Genomic DNA, 19,688 nt, shown 5'->3' on the forward strand with positions numbered 1-19,688 from the left:
TTTATTATTTTACAATAAAAAGCCAGTATAAATACTGGCTTTTTAAGTTTTAAATTAAATAATTTTTCATTTTATTATTTTACAATAAAAAGCCAGTATAAATACTGGCTTTTTAAGTTTTAATTTAGACTACTTGCATCGGTCGGTTACACATTGGAAATCTAAGTTTCGCTTACCGGTGTAAAGTTGACGAGGGCGACCTATTTTTTGTCCTGGCTGATCTAGCATCTCCTTCCAATGTGAGATCCAGCCAATCGTCCGAGAGATAGCAAAGATCACGGTAAACATTGAGCTTGGGATCCCAATCGCACGTAAAACGATTCCAGAATAAAAATCGACATTTGGATAAAGTTTTTTCTCAATAAAGTATGGATCTTCAAGGGCGATACGTTCAAGTTCCATTGCAACATCGAGTAAAGGATCGTTGATGTTAAGATCTTTTAATACGTCATGGCAGGTTTTACGCATAACTGTTGCTCGTGGATCATGACTTTTATAAACTCGATGACCAAAGCCCATTAAACGGAAAGGATCATCTTTGTCTTTAGCGCGCGCTACAAATTCAGGAATGCGTTCGACAGTTCCTATTTCTTCTAGCATATCGAGGCAAGCTTCATTCGCACCACCATGAGCAGGTCCCCAAAGTGAAGCGATGCCTGCGGCGATACAGGCAAAAGGGTTAGCGCCAGATGAGCCTGCTAAGCGAACGGTTGATGTCGATGCGTTTTGTTCATGATCCGCATGTAAAATAAATATTTTGTCCATGGCTCGTTCAAGTACAGGATTCACGATATATTCTTCACAAGGCACTGCAAACATCATTTTTAAAAAATTACCGGCATAAGATAGAGAGTTATCAGGATAAATGAAGGGTTGCCCGAGTGAGTATTTATAGCTCATTGCCGCCAATGTTGGCATTTTTGAGATTAAACGATAAGCTGCAATTTCACGGTGTGATTCATTGTTTATATCTAGTGAATCGTGATAAAAAGCGGAAAGGGCACCGACCACCCCCACCATTAATGCCATGGGATGCGAGTCTCGACGAAATCCTGAATAGAGTTTTACTAATTGTTCATGCAACATGGTATGCGTTAGTACCGTGTGATGAAAATCATCAAATTGTTTTTTATTGGGAAGCTCTCCATTTAATAGAAGATAACAAACTTCCAAATAATCAGATTTTTCAGCGAGTTGTTCAATCGGATAACCCCGATATTCTAAAATCCCGGCCTCACCATCAATAAATGTAATGCTCGAACGACACGAAGCAGTCGCTAGAAAACCGGGGTCGTATGTAAAATATCCTGTTTTCCCTAAAGTGCGAATATCGATAACATCATGACCAGCAGTGCCTTTGATGATCGGAAGCTCAATCGGCTCTTGGCCGGGTAAGTGTAGAATTGCTTTTAGATCGGACATTTAATGCTCCCTTGCGAGTTCAAATATAAAATTATAAATGCGATATGTATAACCGCATGGAATGTATAATTCTGTTAAATTTAGTGTTCTATCTCTACAGCCTTAAAAAGCTACAGCCTTAAAAACCTACAGCCTTAAAAGCGTTGTGTCAATGATATCACCGTACTATGAACTATCCTGTTTATACTTCTTGCTACTTTAAGGATTTGTTACTATATAAATAACGGTATCACACGTATATATACAGTAGCTTCAGAGAGAAAGTTTGTATAATTAAAATTGCACACTTCATCACAAATTTGATTTTATATATTATCTACATCACAAATACCATTTAGATTTGTCACATAAAATTAACATTTAACATAGTATATTAAATAATAGAATCCTTCCTTATCCATTAACTATAAAGAGAAAAATCGTGCATAAAGAAAGACCTAAAAATTTAGATCTTGCCACAGTAAAATTTCCTGTCACTGCGACAGCTTCAATACTGCATCGCGTATCGGGTATTATTGTTTTTATTAGTTTAGCGATATTTATGATCCTTTTGAATCTTTCACTTAGCAGTCCCGTTGGATTTAATCGGGTTATGGGTTATTTTGACCTTTTATTTGTTGAGTTTATTATTTGGGTTATTTTAACAGGTCTTGCTTACCATCTGGTGTTTGGTGTTCGTCATCTTTTGCAAGACTTAGGTTTTTGGGAAGAGATGACAAGTGCATCATGGAGTGCGTATTGTGGGTTTGTATTAACGCTAATCTTATCAATATTTGCAGGAGTATTAGTATGGTAAAAGTAGCGGGAACGTTTGGACGAAGTGGTGTTCACGATTATATTTTGTTACGAGCAAGTGCGCTGGTTTTACTTGCTTACGTGTTATATCTTGTTGGTTTTATAGCGTTTAATGATATAAATTATTATATGTGGCGAAACTTTTTTACGTTGCTAAGCACCCAAGTCTTTAGCATGTTTGCATTAATGTCTCTCTTAGTGCATGCATGGATTGGTATCTGGCAAATATTAACTGATTATATTAAAGGTACACGTTTGCGTGGCACGTTACAGTTTCTTTTAACATGCGTCGCATTTATTTATGTCTTTTCTGGTGTTGTAATATTGTGGAGTATTTAAGGTGACATTACCAATCCGAGAGTTTGATGCAATTATAATTGGTGCGGGTGGCGCAGGTATGCGTACCGCACTTTCTATCTCTGAGCAAGGCAAAAGCTGTGCTTTAATCAGTAAAGTATTTCCTACACGTTCACATACCGTGTCAGCCCAAGGCGGGATAACGGTCGCATTAGGTAATGCGCATAAGGATGATTGGCAGTGGCATATGTACGATACGGTTAAGGGCTCCGATTATATTGGCGACCAAGACGCGATTGAATACATGTGTAAAAATGGTCCTGAAGTGGTGCGTGAATTAGAGCATATGGGTTTGCCTTTTTCTCGTTTTGAAGATGGCAGTGTTTATCAGCGGCCTTTTGGTGGACAATCAATAGAATTTGGTGGCGAGCAAGCTGCGCGTACTGCGGCGGCTGCCGATAGGACAGGGCATGCTCTTTTACATACGCTTTATCAGCAGAACATTAAAAATAAAACCATCGTGTTTTCCGAATGGTATGCACTTGATTTAGTTAAAAATGATGATGGGGTGGTGATGGGCTGTACCGCATTAGATATTGAGTCTGGCGATATTGTGTTTTTTAAAGCGAAGGCAACAGTATTTGCGACAGGCGGCGCAGGACGCATTTATGCTTCAACGACAAATGCACATATTAATACTGGAGATGGTATTGGTATGGCTCTGCGTGCGGGCGTACCTGTGCAAGATATGGAAATGTGGCAATTTCATCCGACCGGGATTGCAGGTGCAGGGGTACTTGTGACCGAAGGTTGTCGTGGTGAAGGAGGCTATCTTTTAAATAAAGATGGCGAACGTTTTATGGAACGCTATGCACCCAATGCTAAAGATTTAGCGGGACGTGATGTAGTTGCTCGCTCAATCATGATAGAAATTCGCGAAGGAAGAGGCTGTGATGGGCCTTGGGGTCTACATGTAAAATTAAAATTAGATCATTTAGGCGAAGAGGTATTAGAGTCTAAGTTGCCTGGAATTTGTGAATTATCGCGTACTTTTGCACATGTTGATCCGGTTAAAGAGCCTATTCCGGTTATTCCAACCTGCCATTATATGATGGGGGGGCTACCAACGACAATAAAGGGACAAGTGCTTAGAGTCGATGCAGAGGGTAAAGATGTTGAAGTGCAAGGGCTATTTGCTGTTGGCGAAATTGCTTGTGTGTCAGTACACGGTGCCAATCGTTTAGGGGGAAACTCACTATTGGATCTTATCGTATTTGGGCGCGCTACAGGGCAACACCTTGGTGAAATTCTAGGGGCTGAAAATAAGGTCAAAGAGGTAACACAAGAAAATATTGATCAGGCAATGGCACGTTTAAATCATTGGGAAAAAGGTGAAGGTGATGAGTGTCCTGATGAAATCCGCAAAGATTTACAGCAATGCATGCAAAATAATTTTTCGGTTTTCCGTGAAGGTAAAGCGATGGCTGAGGGTTTAGAAGAGCTTAAGGTCTTACGTAAACGTTTGAAAAACGCCCAATTAAAGGATCATAGTAAAGAATTTAACACTTCTCGAATTGAATGCTTAGAGCTCGATAATTTAATGGAAACCGCTTATGCAACGGCAGTTGCCGCTAATTTTCGAACAGAGAGTCGCGGTGCTCATAGTCGTTTTGATTTTCCAGATAGGGATGATAAAGTTTGGTTATGCCATAGCTTATATGATCCTATACATGAGAAAATGAGTAAACGCGCGGTTAATATGGCGCCTGTATTACGAGAAGCATTTCCCCCTAAAGCACGTGTCTACTAGAAGGCTTTTATCATGAATGTCAAATTTTCAATTTATCGTTATAATCCAGATGTTGATAATGCGCCGTATATGCAAGATCTTTTCTTAGAAATTGCACAAGGAAGCGATATGATGGTGCTAGATGCACTTATCTTACTGAAAGAAAAAGATACCTCATTAAGTTTTAGGCGTTCTTGTCGAGAAGGTGTTTGTGGTTCGGACGGTTTAAATATTAATGGTAAAAATGCATTGGCTTGTATTACACCACTCTCCGATTTAGTTAATAAAGGTAAGATTATTATTCGTCCTTTGCCAGGGCTACCTGTGATCCGAGATTTGATTATTGATATGACACAATTTTATACACAGTATGAAAAAGTGAAACCCTATTTAATCACAGATGGTCATTTACCACCGGCGGGAGAATTTAAACAATCACCTGAGCAGCGTAAAGAACTCGATGGTTTATATGAATGCATATTGTGTGCGTGTTGTTCAACATCTTGCCCGTCGTTTTGGTGGAATCCTGATAAATTTATCGGTCCTGCTGGACTACTGGCAGCTTATAGATTCCTGATGGATAGTCGAGATACGGCTACGGAGTCACGTCTTGCTGATTTAGATGACGCTTTTAGTGTATTTCGGTGTCATGGGATCATGAATTGTGTCAGTGTTTGCCCTAAAAGATTGAATCCTACCAAAGCCATTGGTAAAATTAAATCTATGTTATTACAACGCGCTATTTGAAAAATTAGTTACTTAGGTGTATTTATAGACTAAGTAACAATTTCATTTATTAAAAAATATTTGACGGCTATATTAAGGAACGTTAATGGCACAAAATGTGATGCAAGACTGGTTAGCTTCTTCGCATCTTTATGGGGCAAATTCGACCTATATTGAAGCAATTTATGAATCTTATTTAGAAAACCCTACCGATGTTGATGAAAATTGGCGATTAGTATTTGAAGCCTTACCGAAAGTCAACGATTTACCTGAAGAAATACATTCTAAAATCCGCAAACAAATGCAAAAGGCGGCTAAACAGCCTAAATTTATATCGCCGTCAGTACAAGTAAAATATAATGATATTAAACAAGTTAAAGTCTTACAGTTAATTGAGGCCTATCGAATTAGAGGGCACGAAAATGCACAACTAGACCCCTTAGAGTTAATAGAGAATCAAAATGTGCAAGATTTAGATCCCTTCTATCATGATTTAGAAGGTGTTGATTTAGAAACCGATTTTAATGTGGGCTCATATGCAGGTGGCACTGAGAGGATGATATTAAAAGACCTATTATCCTCATTAAAATCGACCTATTGTGGCACATTAGCTGTTGAGTACATGCATATCACCGATAGTGTCGAAAAGCGTTGGATACAAAAAAGAATTGAGTCTAGTGGTAACAAACCTTCTTTTAGCGACTCTTCTAAAAATCGTTTTTTAGAAGAGTTAACGGCGGCGGAAGGCTTAGAGCGCTATATCGGTTCTAAGTATCCTGGCTCTAAACGATTTTCACTCGAAGGTGGCGATACGTTTATCCCCATGCTTAAAGAGCTTATTCGTCGAGGTGGTGAGTTGGGTGCCCAAGAAGTAGTGTTGGGTATGGCACATCGTGGACGCTTAAATGTATTAGTGAATGTTTTAGGTAAAAAACCCAGTGAATTATTTGATGAATTTGCGGGTGTTAAGAGTCAATTTGACGGCTCTAGTGATGTTAAATATCATCAAGGTTTTAGCTGTGAGTTTAAAACTGCAAAAGGCAAAGTACATTTATCTCTTGCGTTTAATCCCTCGCATTTAGAGATTGTTAGTCCTGTTGTACTTGGCTCTGTACGCGCGCGTCAAGAACGCTTAAAGAGCTCTGGTGAAAGTGTATTGCCGATCACGGTGCATGGTGATACTGCGTTTTCGGGCCAAGGCGTCGTGCAAGAAACATTTAATATGTCACAAACTAGAGCTTTTAAAGTGGGTGGCACCATCCGTATAATTATCAATAATCAAATCGGTTTCACGACATCAAATCAAGAAGATATACGCTCTACTCGTTATTGCACCGATATCGCAAAAATGGTGCAGGCACCTATCTTTCATGTTAATTCAGATGATCCTGAAAGTGTAATTTTAGCCGCACAAATCGCATTAGATTTTCGTCATACATTTAAACGCGATGTTGTTATTGATCTCGTGTGTTATCGTCGCCATGGTCATAATGAAGCCGATGAACCCAATGCAACGCAGCCCTTAATGTATCAGAAGATAAAAAATCATATTACGCCGAGAGAGATATACGCTCGAAAACTTGAAAAAGAAGGCGTTATCAAAAGTGGTTATGCTAAACAGTTAGTGATTGATTATCGCGATGCATTAGATAATGGAGAATGTGTCGTTAAAGAATGGGAAAAAACAGAAAAAGTAAATATGCATTGGGCCAAATATCTTAAACATGATTGGGATGAGCCTTACGTAGCAAAGTTTTCAAAAAAACGTTTAATCGAACTTGCGAAGTCAATTTGTGCTTATCCTGAAAATCATGAAGCTCAGGGGCGCGTAAAAAAAATATATACGGGTCGCCAATTAATGGCAAAAGGTGAAAAACCATGTGATTGGGGATTTGCAGAAAATCTTGCATATGCAACGCTACTCGATGATGATTTTAATATTCGTTTAGTGGGGCAAGATTCGGCGCGCGGGACGTTTTTCCATAGACATGCTGTTATCCATGAGCAAAAAAAAGGGACTACATATACACCTTTACAAAACATTTCTGAAAATCAGGGGACTTTTGATATTTATGACTCTGTGTTGTCAGAGGTGGCAGTGCTGGCTTTTGAATATGGCTATTCAATCAGCACACCAAAAGGACTTTGTATTTGGGAAGCTCAATTTGGTGATTTTGCTAATGCTGCCCAAGTGGTTTTTGATCAATTTCTATCGTCGGGAGAGCAGAAATGGGGGCGCATGTGTGGTCTTACTTTATTGTTGCCACATGGATATGAAGGTCAAGGTCCTGAACATTCATCGGCAAGGTTAGAGCGCTATTTACAACTCTGTGCAGAGAACAACATGCAAGTTTGTATTCCATCAACACCGGCGCAAGTTTACCATATGTTACGCCGCCAAGCGATACGACCAATGCGTAGGCCTTTGATTGTGATGTCACCTAAATCTTTGTTACGTCATCATTTGGCAATTTCAACTTTAGATGAATTAGCGAACGGAACGTTTCAAAATGCGATTGGAGAAATTGATCCTATCAATGCCAATAATGTTACGCGAGTCGTGCTTTGTAGTGGCAAAGTTTATTATGAATTACTGGAACAGCGTCGCGCTCAAAAGTTAGATCATGTTGCCATCATACGTATTGAACAACTGTACCCGTTCCCCACACAGGAGGTCAATGCAATATTAGATGATTATCGGCATATAAAAACGTTTATATGGTGTCAAGAAGAGCCGAAGAATCAAGGTGCATGGTATTGCTGTCAACATGAATTTCGAAATGTTTTACCACCTGGTGCAACTCTTTTTTATGCCGGGCGAAAGGCATCTGCTTCCACTGCTGTGGGGTATATGTCATTACATATTAAGCAACAAACGCAATTAGTAGATGATGCATTAAACTTAACGCAATAACTCTTTTAATAAGTATAAAATGATGACTGTAGGGTGTGAATTATGATTGATATTTTAGTACCAGAATTACCAGAATCGGTTGAAGATGCAAGTGTTGCAACATGGTTAAAAGCGGTGGGTGATTTTGTTGAACGAGATGACGTATTAGTGGAGATAGAAACGGATAAAGTTGTCCTAGAAGTTCCCGCAACGGCATCTGGCATTTTAAAAAACATTGTAGAAAAAGTAGGGGCAACGGTTTTATCAAAGCAGATTTTAGGTCACCTCGAAGAAGGAAGTGCACCAACGGTTACGCATACTCAAAGTGTAGATAAAACAGTGCAACCTGTACTTGAAAGTCGTCCTAATAGTGTCGATAAAGACGTTGATTTAGTGATTGATGCAAGTCCTTCTGTACGTCGTTTAGTGCATGACAAGGGTATTGATCCTCGTTGCATAAAAGGGAGTGGTAAGGGGGGAATGATAGTCCGTTGTGATGTTGAACGGTACAACAGTGTAGATGCGGTAGTGGGTACATCAAAAAGTGACGATGTTATTAGTACTATTGCAGCTCGCGGTAATAAAAGAGTGGCGATGACCCGTTTGCGTAAACGTGTTGCAGAACGCTTATTGGAAGCGAAAAATAGTACGGCTATGCTAACGACTTTTAACGAAGTAAATATGCAACCTATCATGGCATTACGTAAGCAGTACCAAGAAGCATTTGAAAAGAAAAATGGAGTGCGTTTAGGCTTTATGTCTTTTTATATTAAAGCGGTTACGGAAGCCTTAAAACGTTATCCTGAAGTAAATGCTGCGATTGACGGTGAGGATATTGTTTACCATAACTTTTTTGATATTAGCATTGCGGTCTCGACACCTCGAGGTCTGGTGACGCCCGTTTTGCGCGATACGGATACACTCGGATTTGCAGACATTGAAAAAGGGATCAAAGCTTTAGCGATAAAAGGTCGCGATGGAAAACTCACCGTAGATGAAATGACGGGTGGAAACTTTACTATCACTAATGGTGGTGTATTTGGATCTCTACTTTCAACTCCTATCATTAACCCGCCACAAGCTGCCATATTAGGTATGCATAAAATTGAAGATCGTCCGATGGCTGTAAATGGGGAAGTGAAAATATTGCCTATGATGTATTTAGCACTGTCGTATGATCATCGGTTAATTGATGGTAAAGAATCAGTGGGTTTTTTAGTTACGATTAAAGAATTATTAGAAGATCCAACGCGTTTATTATTGGATATATAAATAATATCTGTATTCTTTTTCGTGCAGGAATATATTATTTTCTCTGCGCGAATTATGTTATGCAGTATGGTTTTACCCAGTAGTCAAAACAAGGCTATTAATTTAACTTAATAAATGGAAACGAATCATGAATTTGCATGAATATCAGGCAAAGCAACTGTTTACAGAATATGGTCTTCCTGTTCCTAAGGGAATTGCATGTGATAGTGCGGAGCAAGCCGCGAATGCTGCAGCAACATTAGGTGGAGATAAATGGGTTATAAAATGTCAAGTCCATGCAGGTGGACGTGGTAAAGCCGGAGGGGTTAAATTAGTTAAAAATAAAGAAGAGTTACGTGATTTTGCACAGCTCTGGTTAGGAAAAAAGTTGATCACTTATCAAACTGATGAGCAAGGCCAGCCAGTTAATAAGCTATTGGTTGAATGTTGTAGTGATATTGCCAAGGAGTTTTATCTAGGAGCGGTAATCGATAGAGCATCGCAACGTGTTACATTTATGGCCTCAACAGAAGGAGGTGTTGAAATTGAGAGTGTTGCAGAGCAAACTCCAGAGCTTATCCATACTGTTACTATAGATCCTCTAGTTGGGGCACAAGCCTACCAAGGTAGAGAGCTTGCTTTTAAACTCGGTCTTTCAGGTAAACAAATAGGTCAATTTACGAAGATTTTTTTAGGTCTTTCTCGTATGTTTCATGAAAAAGATCTTGCCTTACTTGAAATAAATCCATTAGTCGTTACGACGGATGATAATTTGATCTGTTTAGACGGTAAAGTGTCGATTGACTCTAATGCGATGTATCGTCAAAAAGCATTGTTTGCCATCAACGACCTTTCGCAAGAAGATGAGCGTGAAACACATGCTGCAAAATGGGAATTAAATTATGTAGCATTAGATGGCAATATTGGATGTATGGTCAATGGTGCAGGCTTGGCGATGGGGACCATGGATATCGTGCAACTACATGGTGGTAAACCAGCTAATTTCTTGGACGTAGGCGGCGGTGCAACAAAAGAGCGTGTGACGGAAGCATTTAAAATTATTTTAAGTGATACAAAAGTAGAAGCTGTTTTAGTGAATATTTTTGGCGGTATTGTACGTTGTGATTTGATTGCGGATGGAGTTATAGGCGCAGTGCAAGAAGTTGGAGTCTCTGTTCCTGTCATAGTTCGCCTCGAGGGAAATAATGCTGAACTTGGTCGTAAAATATTAGCGGAGTCTGATCTTAATATTATCGCAGCAACGTCATTAACCGATGCCGCAGAGCAAGCAGTCAAAGCCGTAGGTGGACAATTATGAGCATTTTAATCAATAAAGATACAAAAGTAATTTGTCAGGGTTTTACTGGCGGACAGGGCACTTTTCATTCGGAGCAAGCGATAGATTATGGTACTCAAATGGTGGGTGGCGTTTCTCCTGGGAAAGGTGGGCAAGTGCATCTTGGTTTACCTGTTTTTAATACGGTGCGTGAGGCGGTAAAAGCAACGGGCGCTACGGCCTCGGTTATTTATGTACCCGCTCCTTTTTGTAAAGATGCGATTTTAGAAGCTATTGATGCGGGTATATCATTGATAGTGACGATTACGGAAGGCATACCTACACTGGATATGCTAGAAGTTAAAGTGAAATTAGATCAATCTGGTGTCGTGATGATTGGTCCAAATTGCCCTGGGATCATCACCCCCGATGAGTGTAAAATAGGTATTATGCCAGGACATATTCACAAAAAAGGTAAAGTGGGTATTGTGTCTCGCTCTGGTACGCTAACCTATGAAGCGGTGAAGCAAACAACCGATGAAGGTTTTGGTCAATCGACTTGTGTGGGCATTGGGGGAGATCCAATACCTGGCGCTAGTTTTATTGATATATTAGCGTTATTTGAAGCAGATCCCGAAACGGAAGCGATTGTAATGATTGGTGAAATTGGTGGGACTGCCGAAGAAGAGGCCGCAGCTTATATTAAAGAGCATGTTAGCAAGCCAGTTGTGTCGTATATTGCAGGTGTAACTGCGCCAGCAGGTAAGCGTATGGGTCATGCGGGTGCGATTATTGCTGGAGGTAAAGGCACCGCAGAAGATAAATTTAAAGCATTAGAAGATGCGGGTGTGAAAACCACAAAATCATTGGCAGAAATAGGCAAAGCATTACGCGAGGTGACCGGTTGGAAGGCGTTATCGTCAAAATCGGAACTGGTATTATAAAGCAGATATTTTCTGCTTAGTCTATTTTTTTAAAAGATAAAAAGTCTTGCTCTTGTAGTGAGGCTTTTTTTTGAGTATTTATCTATAACAAAGACTATATATTGCTAAATAAAACTTCTAAACGGAGCGTAATAGAGGCATCTTTAAGGGGGGAGATAGGATCTTCTGTCTGCCATGTTAATGTTGGTGTTAGAGTATAAAAAAACCATTTTCGTAGTATGTTATGCCGATAACTCATACTGAGATAACGTTCAATGATGCGATGTTCCGGCTGTGTTTGGCTGTTAATATGTGCATGATAATTGATAGCTTGAGTATCTGAAATATATTGATATAGCGTCAATCCACTGATAAGTTTTACGCCTTGCATATTCTTTTTTATGTTTACTTCATTAGACCAACGTAGTAAAAAAATAGGGTCAATAGAAAAATCAATATCAAATTGACTACTGGCAGCATTTGTTTTTTTTCGTTGTTGAACTTTTTGAGTAAAAGTCAGTACAACCCTTTCATTTAGAGGGTAGTTATAACGATAGCGAAATGCAATGCTAGGGCGGATAGTGACTTTTACGTTAAAACTTGTTTGTTCTTTAGCTATCCAATCATAGCGTAAAGCAAGGTTGTTATACTCTGTTTTGGCATCAATTTTAGTTGTGTTAAAGTCAGCACTGCTTGTTCCAATAACGAGTTTTAGTTTATGGCTTAGATTCGGTAAATGTAAGCGTGCATTTAATTTCATTTTATGTTTGAAGGCGCCAGTGTTACTTAGCCACATATCATTATACCAACGTATAATCGTTCCTGCTCTACTATCTTCAAGACTGCGTTGATCGGTAAAAAAATCATCAAACCAAACGGCTGGCTGACAAAATTTAATATTTAAATAATGATACGTTGAGTCAATCAGCGAGGTATTTATCTTGTGTTGTGCACAGGGATTATGCTCGGCAAAAAGCAGAGTATAAGGGGCAAATAGAAGCATAAATAACAAAGTTTGGCGCATTGAGGCCTCGCTTGCGTTTTGTTGGATAAGTTTAGTTTAGTTTAGTTTAAGTACAGGAAGTGACATTTTAGGTAAAAGATAGCTTTTTTAATGGAATGTTGAGAAGGTTATTTGAGAGGATAAAAAAGTATTGAGACAAGCCCGCTATAAAAAAATTATATTGAGGCTCGTACATCTAAAAAGTAAAATTATTTATTCAGTGTCTGTTTCTTCTGTTTCTTCTGCTGCATCTAGTGTCGCTAAGTGTGCTTTACGTTTTTCTAAATATGCAAGGGCCGCAGCTTCTTTTTCTGCTTGTGCTTTTTCGGCTAATTCATTACGTAAAGTACGTTTTTCTGCTTTACGTTTATTACCTTCTTGCAGACTTTCTAAAAATTGCGTTAAAGTTTTTTCTGCCCATTCGGTGGCGAGAGCTTCGCTTGCAAAACCCTTCTTTTGTTTAGATATGCTGGTTCTGCGGGCGGTAACGCGACGTATGATACTTGCATTCCAATTTTCACCATCTTGTTTTACTTGGAATTCGAATTTGTTATTTTGTGCCATTGTTGTTATATCCTAATGATTCATTCTTGTTAAATTTTAGCACGAATGATGCTAATTATTTGTTTTTTAAGTTTGACCAGTTAAAAGCGTTTGTTGCCACTGTTTTCTGGGGTGAATTAGTTTTCTTTTGTTCAATTAAATTGCGGATCAGTTTTTTAGTTGCTGGGTGATCGGCATGGAATGTTTTTAGGTATAAAATTTCAACTTTAGTACGTGCCCAAGGTGTTTTACGTAAAAACGTTAGGCTTGATTTTAAACGTGGATGATTAATAAAACAATTAATATTTAATGTCTCTCCCATTATTTTCCAACCCAATTTTTTTTCTAATAAGGTTAAAATTTCAGTGAGTTTGACGCCATGTAAGGGATCGTGGTGCATTTTACGGCCTTTATATTGATAATGGACCATTGTAGCAAAGTTTAGTTACATATTGAAAAAATAAAATATCAGAGACTTAATTCCAATGTTTGTAACGCGTTTTTCGTCAGTGCTAGCGACGATGATTCATATAGAGCCAAGAGGTAATAATATAGTATTTTATCTTCATTGTATTTAGAGGGGAATAAAGTGCAGTAACTTCTGTGTCTGATTCATAACACACAGAAGTTTAATAAAGGATTACTTCATTTCTTGTTCGAGTAACCATATACGGAATGCTTTACGTTCTTTTTGGGTTGCTTGATTATAAATATCCATTAATAATTTTGTTTTATTTTTCGTCATTAAATTTGAGCTATTTGGTGGAACGTTTGGATTGTTTAACATTGTTTTTTTTGATATTAAGTTGATGGTATCATTGTTATAAGCTGCAATTAATTTTTCAATCTTAAGATAAGGTAAAAATCCTATTCCTTGTAAAATATCTGAATGTTGAATAGTTACCTCGCCAAGGTTATTAATGATTACCCATTTTAAACCATCTTTAATCGCCATTTTCGATTTGTAAGAAGTATTTAAACCCTTTAATGTGATTTCAGTGTCTCCTTGGACATTAATATTAAAGATGTAGGGTTTACTTTCTATAATGTCCTCTTTGTCGTTAGGTAGATGGTTGGCCGTATATCGAACAACAATTTGATGCTCACCATTGTCGAGGGACATTTTTTTATCAGAAAAGAAGTTGTTTTTAATTTTATTACCATCAATAGCTAAAATACTCACACCCCGTGTACCCGTTAATTGCACTGCTTGGCTGCATGGGATCATAGCGAGGGATAAGAGAAGAATTAATGCTTTCATTTTTTTTCCTTAATAAGTACAAAATTAATAAAGAAAAAATACAGAAAAGAGATCATATATTCAAGTAAGAGTAAGGCGCAGATACTGAGTGCTAACATCGAAGAAGAGGTATAATAGGTTTGCTTGCAGATCACTTGATGGCAACGACTACATTGTGCAACCTGTTCCGCTCGCATAGTCGGGATCTCTGATGTCATATCGCAATGTGGGCAGATAATGGTTCGCATAGAAGCAATCGCTTAAAAATAATTTGTACTATAATAGCAAAAATAAACTAAAGTTGCATTTTTGCAAAAAAACAATATACTGTATATAAAACCATGAATGTGAAAAGAGGCCAACGTGGCAGTTATCATTAAATATATAGTTGAAAGAAAAGGTGTTGAAAAAATGACCTTTAGCAGTAAAAAAGAAGCGGATGCTTACGATAAAATGCTTGATAGTGCAGATCAGTTAGCTGCTTTTTTAGCGCAAAGTTCTGTAACATTAGATGAACTACAACTCGAAGAATTGGGTTTATATTTGGCCAGCAATAAAGAGGTTGTACAAAGTTTATTTAAAGGCAACGATTTCCAAGCTCAGAGTAAAGAACAAGAATCAGAGTAGGCGAATAATAAATAAGATTTTAATTCTGACTACATATTGCAAAGCTATGCTATTACTTTAAAATACCCTTTCGTTTTATTCAAATTATCGTGAAAGTATCGCGATACATCTCTTAATGTGCTTTGAATATATAAATTTATGCATATGCTTCTTGGTTTGAAGCATCACTGTGAAGGATATAATACATGCCAATAATAACGCTTCCCGACGGTAATCAACGTCAATATGATAATTCAACGTCTATTTTAGAAATCGCTGCCGATATTGGACCTGGTCTTGCTAAAGCATGTATAGCAGGGCGGGTTAACGGAGCCTTAGTTGATGCTTGTGATCGCATAGATACCGACGCAAATATTTCAATTATCACTGCAAAAGATGATGCGGGTTTAGAAATCTTACGGCATTCTTGTGCACATTTGTTGGGGCATGCCATCAAGCAACTTTATCCAAATGCTAAAATGGCAATAGGACCGACTATCGATAATGGTTTTTATTATGATATTGATGTCAACGTTGCGATTAATGATGAAGAATTAGCCAAAATTGAAAAACGCATGAATCTATTGGTTAAAACAAATTATAAAGTTGTTAAGAAAAACGTGTCGGTAGCTGATGCGATTGCGCTATTTAAAGAGCGTAATGAGCCTTACAAATTAGAAATTCTTGATGGGATTCATCCGGACGATCGTCCTGGGCTTTATTATCATGAAGAATATGTAGATATGTGTCGTGGTCCACATGTGCCGATGATGAAGTTTAGCCAGTATTTTAAACTCATGAAAGTGGCGGGAGCATATTGGCGCGGAAATTCTGACAATAAAATGTTACAGCGTATTTATGGTACTGCATGGGCAGATAAAAAACAGCTAAAAGCTTATTTAAAACGTTTAGAAGAGGCTGCAAAACGCGACCACCGTAAAATAGGTAAACAGTTAGATCTTTACCATATGCAAGAAGAAGCTCCGGGTATGGTTTTTTGGCATGCTAATGGTTGGACCATCTTCCGTGAATTAGAAAAATATATAAGAGAACAAACAGAGGCTTATGGTTATCAAGAAGTCAAAGCCCCACAGATTCTAGATCGCTCTTTATGGGAAAAATCAGGACACTGGGGAAAATATAAAGATAATATGTTTTGCACTTGTTCTGAAAATCGTGATTATGCGATCAAGCCAATGAATTGTCCTGGGCATGTGCAGATATTTAATCATGGTTTAAAATCTTATCGTGATTTACCTCTGCGTATGTCTGAATTTGGCTCTTGCCATCGTAATGAACCCTCTGGGTCGTTACACGGTTTAATGCGTGTCCGTGCTTTTACACAAGATGATGCACATATTTTCTGTACAGAAGCACAAATATTCGATGAAGTATCGTCGTGTATTAAAATGGTGTTTGAATGTTATAAAACATTTGGTTTTGAAAATATTGCCGTGAAGTTGTCAACCCGCCCAGATCAACGTGTGGGTGATGATGCGACTTGGGACAAAGCAGAAGCTGCTTTAGCGAATGCTTTGACTAAAAATGACGTTGATTTTTCATGGTTACCGGGTGAAGGCGCTTTTTATGGCCCAAAAATTGAATTTACATTGCATGATTGTTTGGGTAGAGCTTGGCAGTGTGGTACTATCCAATTAGATTTCTCCATGCCTGGTCGTTTAGGCGCTACATTTGTTGGCGAAGATAACGAACGACATACTCCTGTTATGATACATCGTGCGATTTTAGGTTCATTAGAACGCTGGATTGGTATTTTAACAGAAGAATATGCGGGCATTTTTCCGACGTGGTTATCACCTCAACAAGTTGTAGTGATGAATATTACGGATAAACAGTCCAAATATGTGGTTGAAGTTGTAAATAAATTGAAAAAATCGGGTGTTCGTGTCATTTCTGACTTGAGAAATGAGAAGATAGGCTTTAAAATCCGTGAACATACTTTAAAACGTGTTCCATATTTACTGGTTGTCGGTGATAAAGAAGTTGAAGCTAATGAACTCTCGATTAGAACACGTAAAGGTGATGATTTAGGTAAGTTTAAAGTGGAAGACTTTATTACTTACATTAAAGAAGAAATTGTCACTCGTCGATAAATTTTTTTTGGAGGAAGTTGTTATAAAAGGTGCAAGAAAATCCCCACAGCAGGGTAATAAACATCGTTTGAATGAAGAGATCACTGGTCACGAAGTTCGTTTATCAGACTCAGAAGGCAAACCATTAGGTGTTGTTTCGCTTGAAGAAGCTAAAAATTTAGCATTTGATCAAAATTTGGATCTCGTGGAGATCAGTCCAAATGCTGAGCCACCAGTTTGTCGGATCATGAATTATGGCAAGTTTCTCTATGAGAAAAGTAAATCCGCTAAAGAACAGCGGAAGAAACAGGTTCAAGTCCAGCTGAAGGAAATAAAATTCCGTCCTGGAACTGATGAAGGCGATTATCAGGTAAAACTACGCAACCTGACTCGCTTTTTAACTGAGGGAAACAAGGCTAAAGTAACGCTACGCTATCGTGGTCGTGAAATGGCGCATCAATCACTTGGATTAGTTTTACTAAACCGTATCAAAGCGGATTTAGCTGAAATATCTAATGTCGAATCTTTCCCTAAAATGGAAGGTCGTCAAATGGTGATGATACTTGGCCCTAAACGTGCTAGCTAAGGCTTAAAGTAGTGGTTCGCCACTCGCCTTACTGGTTAATATTAACTTAGAACAATGCGGAGTTCGCAATGCCTAAAATGAAAACAAATAAAGGGGCTGCAAAGCGCTTTAAAAAGACTGCTTCTGGTGGTTTTAAGCGTAAGCAATCACACTTACGTCATATCCTTACTAAGAAGTCTACTAAACGTAAACGCCACCTGCGTGCTCAAAGCATGGTCGCAAAAGTAGACGTTGCAAGTGTAATCAGAATGTTACCATTCGCTTAAGTAAGTAAGGAATAAAAAATGCCAAGAGTAAAACGTGGTGTACAAGCGCGTGCACGTCATAAGAAAGTCTTAAAACAAGCTAAAGGTTATTACGGTGCTCGTTCACGTGTTTATCGCGTAGCAGTACAAGCAGTAACTAAAGCAGGTCAATACGCTTACCGTGACCGTCGTCAACGTAAACGTGTTTTCCGTCAACTATGGATCGCACGTATTAATGCGGCGTCTCGTATTAGTGGTTTATCTTATAGTCGTTTCATCAATGGTCTTAAAAAGGCTTCTGTTGAAATAGATCGTAAGATCCTTGCTGATATCGCTGTATTTGATAAAGGAACTTTCGCACATTTAGTGGAAGTTGCTAAAAAAGCACTTGTTTAAGTTTTAATAACTAAACAAACTAATAAAAGAGACTTTATGTCTCTTTTATTAGTTATAAAAGGCCCGAAGAAAGTTCTACTGATAGATATCTATTTCTTTGTGTTAAATTTAAGTGAAAAACTGAGATATCCTAGCCTAAAGACCTCATCATATATGTGCCTATCATCTTATTTTAAGATCTAAAGGAGGTAATAAAGTTAAATTCTTTATGAATGAGTATAAAATCACTTTAATATTTCGTATTTAAGTTTTATTTATCAAGCGATGTGTAAATATACTTTTTTATTATAAATAAACCTTCCGATGGAACTAAAATTGCAATCTAAAAAGTGTTTAAATAAGCGTATAGCAACAAACATTAAGTCGGACTGTTTTTCTGACGAGGAATAAAATAAAAATGAAAATGAAGTATGAACTATTAGGAACGGATGGGCGCGCGCGCCGAGGTCGTTTAACTTTTGCCCGTGGTAGTGTTGAGACACCTGCTTTTATGCCAGTTGGCACATATGGCACGGTAAAGAGCATGACGCCGGAAGAGGTCGATGCAACGGGAGCTGAAATTTTATTGGGTAATACTTTTCATTTATGGTTGCGCCCTGGACAAAAAGTGATTAAAGCGCACGGTGACTTACACGACTTTATGAATTGGAAAGGCCCGATTTTAACCGATTCAGGTGGTTTTCAAGTATTTAGTTTAGGTAAAATGCGTAAGATCAAAGAGGAAGGTGTATATTTCCGCAATCCTGTTAATGGCGATAAAGTGTTTTTATCACCGGAAGTATCAATGGATATACAATATGATCTTGGCTCTGATATAGTGATGATCTTTGATGAATGTACCGCATATCCCGCAACAGAAAATGAAGCGGATGTCTCGATGCAATTATCTCTGCGTTGGGCACAACGTAGTCGTCAACGTTTTAATGAGTTAGAAAATGGCAATGCATTATTTGGTATTATTCAAGGTGGTTGCTATGAACATTTACGTGATATTTCGTTAAGTGGTCTGGAAAAAATAGGTTTTGATGGTTATGCCGTGGGAGGCCTTGCTGTGGGTGAACCTAAAGAAGATATGCATCGTATTTTAGAGCATATTACACCACAGATACCTAGTGATAAACCTCGTTATTTAATGGGGGTTGGTAAACCTGAAGATTTGGTTGAAGGCGTGCGACGTGGCATCGATATGTTTGATTGTGTTATGCCAACGCGCAATGCGCGTAATGGTCATCTTAAACAATGAGTTTATTTATATCGCAAGCCAATGCTGCAGCCGAAGGCGTACCTGCCCAAGGTGGATTTTCTTTTATTTTTATGATGGTGATTTTTGCTGCTATTTTTTACTTTATGATTTATCGCCCGCAAGCGAAACGTACAAAGCAACACAAAAATTTAATGGAGAGTCTAAGTAAAGGTGACGAGGTGTTAACACAAGGTGGTTTGATTGGTCGTGTTACAAAAGTCAATATAGAAAGTGGTTACCTAAAGTTAGAATTAAATGAAAATAATGTTATCTCTATAAAAAGAGATTTTATTAGTGCAGTTTTACCTAAGGGTACGCTTAAATCTATTTAAGTGTCATATGGCGAAGTTGAAAAACTTCG

Annotated in this window: 20 protein-coding genes and 1 pseudogene; 15 read left to right on the forward strand and 6 right to left on the reverse strand. The window is 38.2% G+C overall.

Annotation, left to right across the window (positions count from 1 at the left end; genetic code table 11):
- Positions 1-129: 129 nt before the first annotated feature.
- The gene (locus B8W84_RS03130) at positions 130-1,422 is read right to left on the reverse strand and encodes a citrate synthase (protein WP_094751874.1); all 1,293 of its coding nucleotides are present in this window, start codon (positions 1,420-1,422) and stop codon (positions 130-132) included.
- 421 nt (positions 1,423-1,843) lie between these two features.
- Between B8W84_RS03130 and sdhC the strand changes: the two genes are divergently transcribed.
- The 8 genes from sdhC (at position 1,844) to sucD (ending at position 11,393) form a co-directional block, all read left to right on the forward strand.
- Positions 1,844-2,218 (forward strand): succinate dehydrogenase, cytochrome b556 subunit, encoded by a 375-nt coding sequence (gene sdhC, locus B8W84_RS03135; RefSeq protein ID WP_094751875.1) that lies wholly within the window; start codon positions 1,844-1,846, stop codon positions 2,216-2,218.
- The gene (gene sdhD, locus B8W84_RS03140) at positions 2,212-2,556 is read left to right on the forward strand and encodes a succinate dehydrogenase, hydrophobic membrane anchor protein (RefSeq protein ID WP_094751876.1); all 345 of its coding nucleotides are present in this window, start codon (positions 2,212-2,214) and stop codon (positions 2,554-2,556) included. Before sdhC ends, sdhD begins: the two co-directional genes overlap by 7 nt.
- Position 2,557: 1 nt before the next feature.
- On the forward strand, positions 2,558-4,324 hold the full coding sequence (gene sdhA, locus B8W84_RS03145) for a succinate dehydrogenase flavoprotein subunit (RefSeq protein ID WP_094751877.1): 1,767 nt from the start codon (positions 2,558-2,560) through the stop codon (positions 4,322-4,324).
- 12 nt (positions 4,325-4,336) lie between these two features.
- The gene (locus B8W84_RS03150) at positions 4,337-5,050 is read left to right on the forward strand and encodes a succinate dehydrogenase iron-sulfur subunit (protein WP_094751878.1); all 714 of its coding nucleotides are present in this window, start codon (positions 4,337-4,339) and stop codon (positions 5,048-5,050) included.
- A gap of 85 nt (positions 5,051-5,135) precedes the next feature.
- Entirely contained in the window at positions 5,136-7,943 is a 2,808-nt protein-coding gene (locus B8W84_RS03155; RefSeq protein WP_094751879.1) for a 2-oxoglutarate dehydrogenase E1 component, read from the forward strand.
- A 42-nt stretch (positions 7,944-7,985) separates the two neighbouring features.
- Positions 7,986-9,194 (forward strand): 2-oxoglutarate dehydrogenase complex dihydrolipoyllysine-residue succinyltransferase, encoded by a 1,209-nt coding sequence (gene odhB, locus B8W84_RS03160; protein WP_094751880.1) that lies wholly within the window; start codon positions 7,986-7,988, stop codon positions 9,192-9,194.
- A 127-nt stretch (positions 9,195-9,321) separates the two neighbouring features.
- Complete coding sequence (gene sucC, locus B8W84_RS03165; RefSeq protein ID WP_094751881.1) at positions 9,322-10,491, forward strand: ADP-forming succinate--CoA ligase subunit beta; 1,170 nt, start codon at positions 9,322-9,324, stop codon at positions 10,489-10,491.
- Complete coding sequence (gene sucD, locus B8W84_RS03170) at positions 10,488-11,393, forward strand: succinate--CoA ligase subunit alpha (RefSeq protein ID WP_094751882.1); 906 nt, start codon at positions 10,488-10,490, stop codon at positions 11,391-11,393. The genes sucC and sucD overlap by 4 nt, the downstream gene beginning before the upstream one ends.
- A 94-nt stretch (positions 11,394-11,487) precedes the next feature.
- On the opposite strand, the gene B8W84_RS03175 is transcribed toward sucD, so the two are convergent.
- From B8W84_RS03175 to B8W84_RS07960, 5 genes are all read right to left on the reverse strand, one after another.
- Positions 11,488-12,396 carry a hypothetical protein gene (locus B8W84_RS03175; RefSeq protein ID WP_094751883.1) on the reverse strand — a complete coding sequence of 303 codons (909 nt, stop codon included), beginning with the start codon at positions 12,394-12,396 and terminating at the stop codon, positions 11,488-11,490.
- A gap of 192 nt (positions 12,397-12,588) precedes the next feature.
- Positions 12,589-12,939, reverse strand: coding sequence for a DUF3622 domain-containing protein (locus B8W84_RS03180; protein WP_094751884.1), 351 nt, complete (start codon positions 12,937-12,939; stop codon positions 12,589-12,591).
- Between the two features lie 55 nt (positions 12,940-12,994).
- Entirely contained in the window at positions 12,995-13,318 is a 324-nt protein-coding gene (locus B8W84_RS03185; protein WP_094751885.1) for a VF530 family DNA-binding protein, read from the reverse strand.
- Between the two features lie 240 nt (positions 13,319-13,558).
- Complete coding sequence (locus B8W84_RS03190; RefSeq protein WP_094751886.1) at positions 13,559-14,179, reverse strand: DUF2057 domain-containing protein; 621 nt, start codon at positions 14,177-14,179, stop codon at positions 13,559-13,561.
- Positions 14,176-14,406 (reverse strand): hypothetical protein, encoded by a 231-nt coding sequence (locus B8W84_RS07960; protein WP_143522278.1) that lies wholly within the window; start codon positions 14,404-14,406, stop codon positions 14,176-14,178. Before B8W84_RS07960 ends, B8W84_RS03190 begins: the two co-directional genes overlap by 4 nt.
- Before the next feature lie 115 nt (positions 14,407-14,521).
- Between B8W84_RS07960 and B8W84_RS03195 the strand changes: the two genes are divergently transcribed.
- From B8W84_RS03195 to yajC, 7 genes and pseudogenes are all read left to right on the forward strand, one after another.
- The gene (locus B8W84_RS03195; RefSeq protein WP_094751887.1) at positions 14,522-14,785 is read left to right on the forward strand and encodes a YebG family protein; all 264 of its coding nucleotides are present in this window, start codon (positions 14,522-14,524) and stop codon (positions 14,783-14,785) included.
- Positions 14,786-14,970: 185 nt separating this feature from the next.
- Positions 14,971-16,878, forward strand: coding sequence for a threonine--tRNA ligase (thrS, locus tag B8W84_RS03200; protein ID WP_094751888.1), 1,908 nt, complete (start codon positions 14,971-14,973; stop codon positions 16,876-16,878).
- Between the two features lie 7 nt (positions 16,879-16,885).
- Positions 16,886-17,443 (forward strand): translation initiation factor IF-3, encoded by a 558-nt coding sequence (gene infC / locus B8W84_RS03205; RefSeq protein WP_094752722.1) that lies wholly within the window; start codon positions 16,886-16,888, stop codon positions 17,441-17,443.
- 68 nt (positions 17,444-17,511) lie between these two features.
- The gene (rpmI, locus tag B8W84_RS03210) at positions 17,512-17,709 is read left to right on the forward strand and encodes a 50S ribosomal protein L35 (protein WP_094751889.1); all 198 of its coding nucleotides are present in this window, start codon (positions 17,512-17,514) and stop codon (positions 17,707-17,709) included.
- Positions 17,710-17,727: 18 nt separating this feature from the next.
- Positions 17,728-18,084 carry a 50S ribosomal protein L20 gene (gene rplT / locus B8W84_RS03215; protein ID WP_094751890.1) on the forward strand — a complete coding sequence of 119 codons (357 nt, stop codon included), beginning with the start codon at positions 17,728-17,730 and terminating at the stop codon, positions 18,082-18,084.
- A 403-nt stretch (positions 18,085-18,487) separates the two neighbouring features.
- Positions 18,488-19,318: pseudogene (gene tgt, locus B8W84_RS03220) on the forward strand (tRNA guanosine(34) transglycosylase Tgt); the annotation flags it as partial.
- A gap of 5 nt (positions 19,319-19,323) precedes the next feature.
- Positions 19,324-19,659, forward strand: coding sequence for a preprotein translocase subunit YajC (gene yajC, locus B8W84_RS03225; RefSeq protein ID WP_094751891.1), 336 nt, complete (start codon positions 19,324-19,326; stop codon positions 19,657-19,659).
- Positions 19,660-19,688 lie beyond the last annotated feature (29 nt).

The organism is Psychromonas sp. CD1 (assembly GCF_002239585.1).
In the GTDB taxonomy this organism is placed as follows: domain Bacteria; phylum Pseudomonadota; class Gammaproteobacteria; order Enterobacterales; family Psychromonadaceae; genus Psychromonas.

What these genes read in the sequence shown, in the direction of transcription:
- B8W84_RS03150 (WP_094751878.1), top strand. Translation starts at nt 4,337, where the DNA reads ATGAATGTCAAATTTTCAATTTATCGTTATAATCCAGATGTTGATAAT.
- thrS (WP_094751888.1), top strand. Translation starts at nt 14,971, where the DNA reads ATGCCAATAATAACGCTTCCCGACGGTAATCAACGTCAATATGATAAT.
- B8W84_RS03180 (WP_094751884.1), bottom strand. Translation starts at nt 12,939, where the DNA reads ATGGCACAAAATAACAAATTCGAATTCCAAGTAAAACAAGATGGTGAA.
- yajC (WP_094751891.1), top strand. Translation starts at nt 19,324, where the DNA reads ATGAGTTTATTTATATCGCAAGCCAATGCTGCAGCCGAAGGCGTACCT.
- rplT (WP_094751890.1), top strand. Translation starts at nt 17,728, where the DNA reads ATGCCAAGAGTAAAACGTGGTGTACAAGCGCGTGCACGTCATAAGAAA.
- B8W84_RS03190 (WP_094751886.1), bottom strand. Translation starts at nt 14,179, where the DNA reads ATGAAAGCATTAATTCTTCTCTTATCCCTCGCTATGATCCCATGCAGC.
- sdhD (WP_094751876.1), top strand. Translation starts at nt 2,212, where the DNA reads ATGGTAAAAGTAGCGGGAACGTTTGGACGAAGTGGTGTTCACGATTAT.
- B8W84_RS07960 (WP_143522278.1), bottom strand. Translation starts at nt 14,406, where the DNA reads ATGCGAACCATTATCTGCCCACATTGCGATATGACATCAGAGATCCCG.
- sucD (WP_094751882.1), top strand. Translation starts at nt 10,488, where the DNA reads ATGAGCATTTTAATCAATAAAGATACAAAAGTAATTTGTCAGGGTTTT.
- B8W84_RS03130 (WP_094751874.1), bottom strand. Translation starts at nt 1,422, where the DNA reads ATGTCCGATCTAAAAGCAATTCTACACTTACCCGGCCAAGAGCCGATT.
- odhB (WP_094751880.1), top strand. Translation starts at nt 7,986, where the DNA reads ATGATTGATATTTTAGTACCAGAATTACCAGAATCGGTTGAAGATGCA.
- rpmI (WP_094751889.1), top strand. Translation starts at nt 17,512, where the DNA reads ATGCCTAAAATGAAAACAAATAAAGGGGCTGCAAAGCGCTTTAAAAAG.
- B8W84_RS03185 (WP_094751885.1), bottom strand. Translation starts at nt 13,318, where the DNA reads ATGCACCACGATCCCTTACATGGCGTCAAACTCACTGAAATTTTAACC.
- B8W84_RS03155 (WP_094751879.1), top strand. Translation starts at nt 5,136, where the DNA reads ATGGCACAAAATGTGATGCAAGACTGGTTAGCTTCTTCGCATCTTTAT.
- B8W84_RS03175 (WP_094751883.1), bottom strand. Translation starts at nt 12,396, where the DNA reads ATGCGCCAAACTTTGTTATTTATGCTTCTATTTGCCCCTTATACTCTG.
- sucC (WP_094751881.1), top strand. Translation starts at nt 9,322, where the DNA reads ATGAATTTGCATGAATATCAGGCAAAGCAACTGTTTACAGAATATGGT.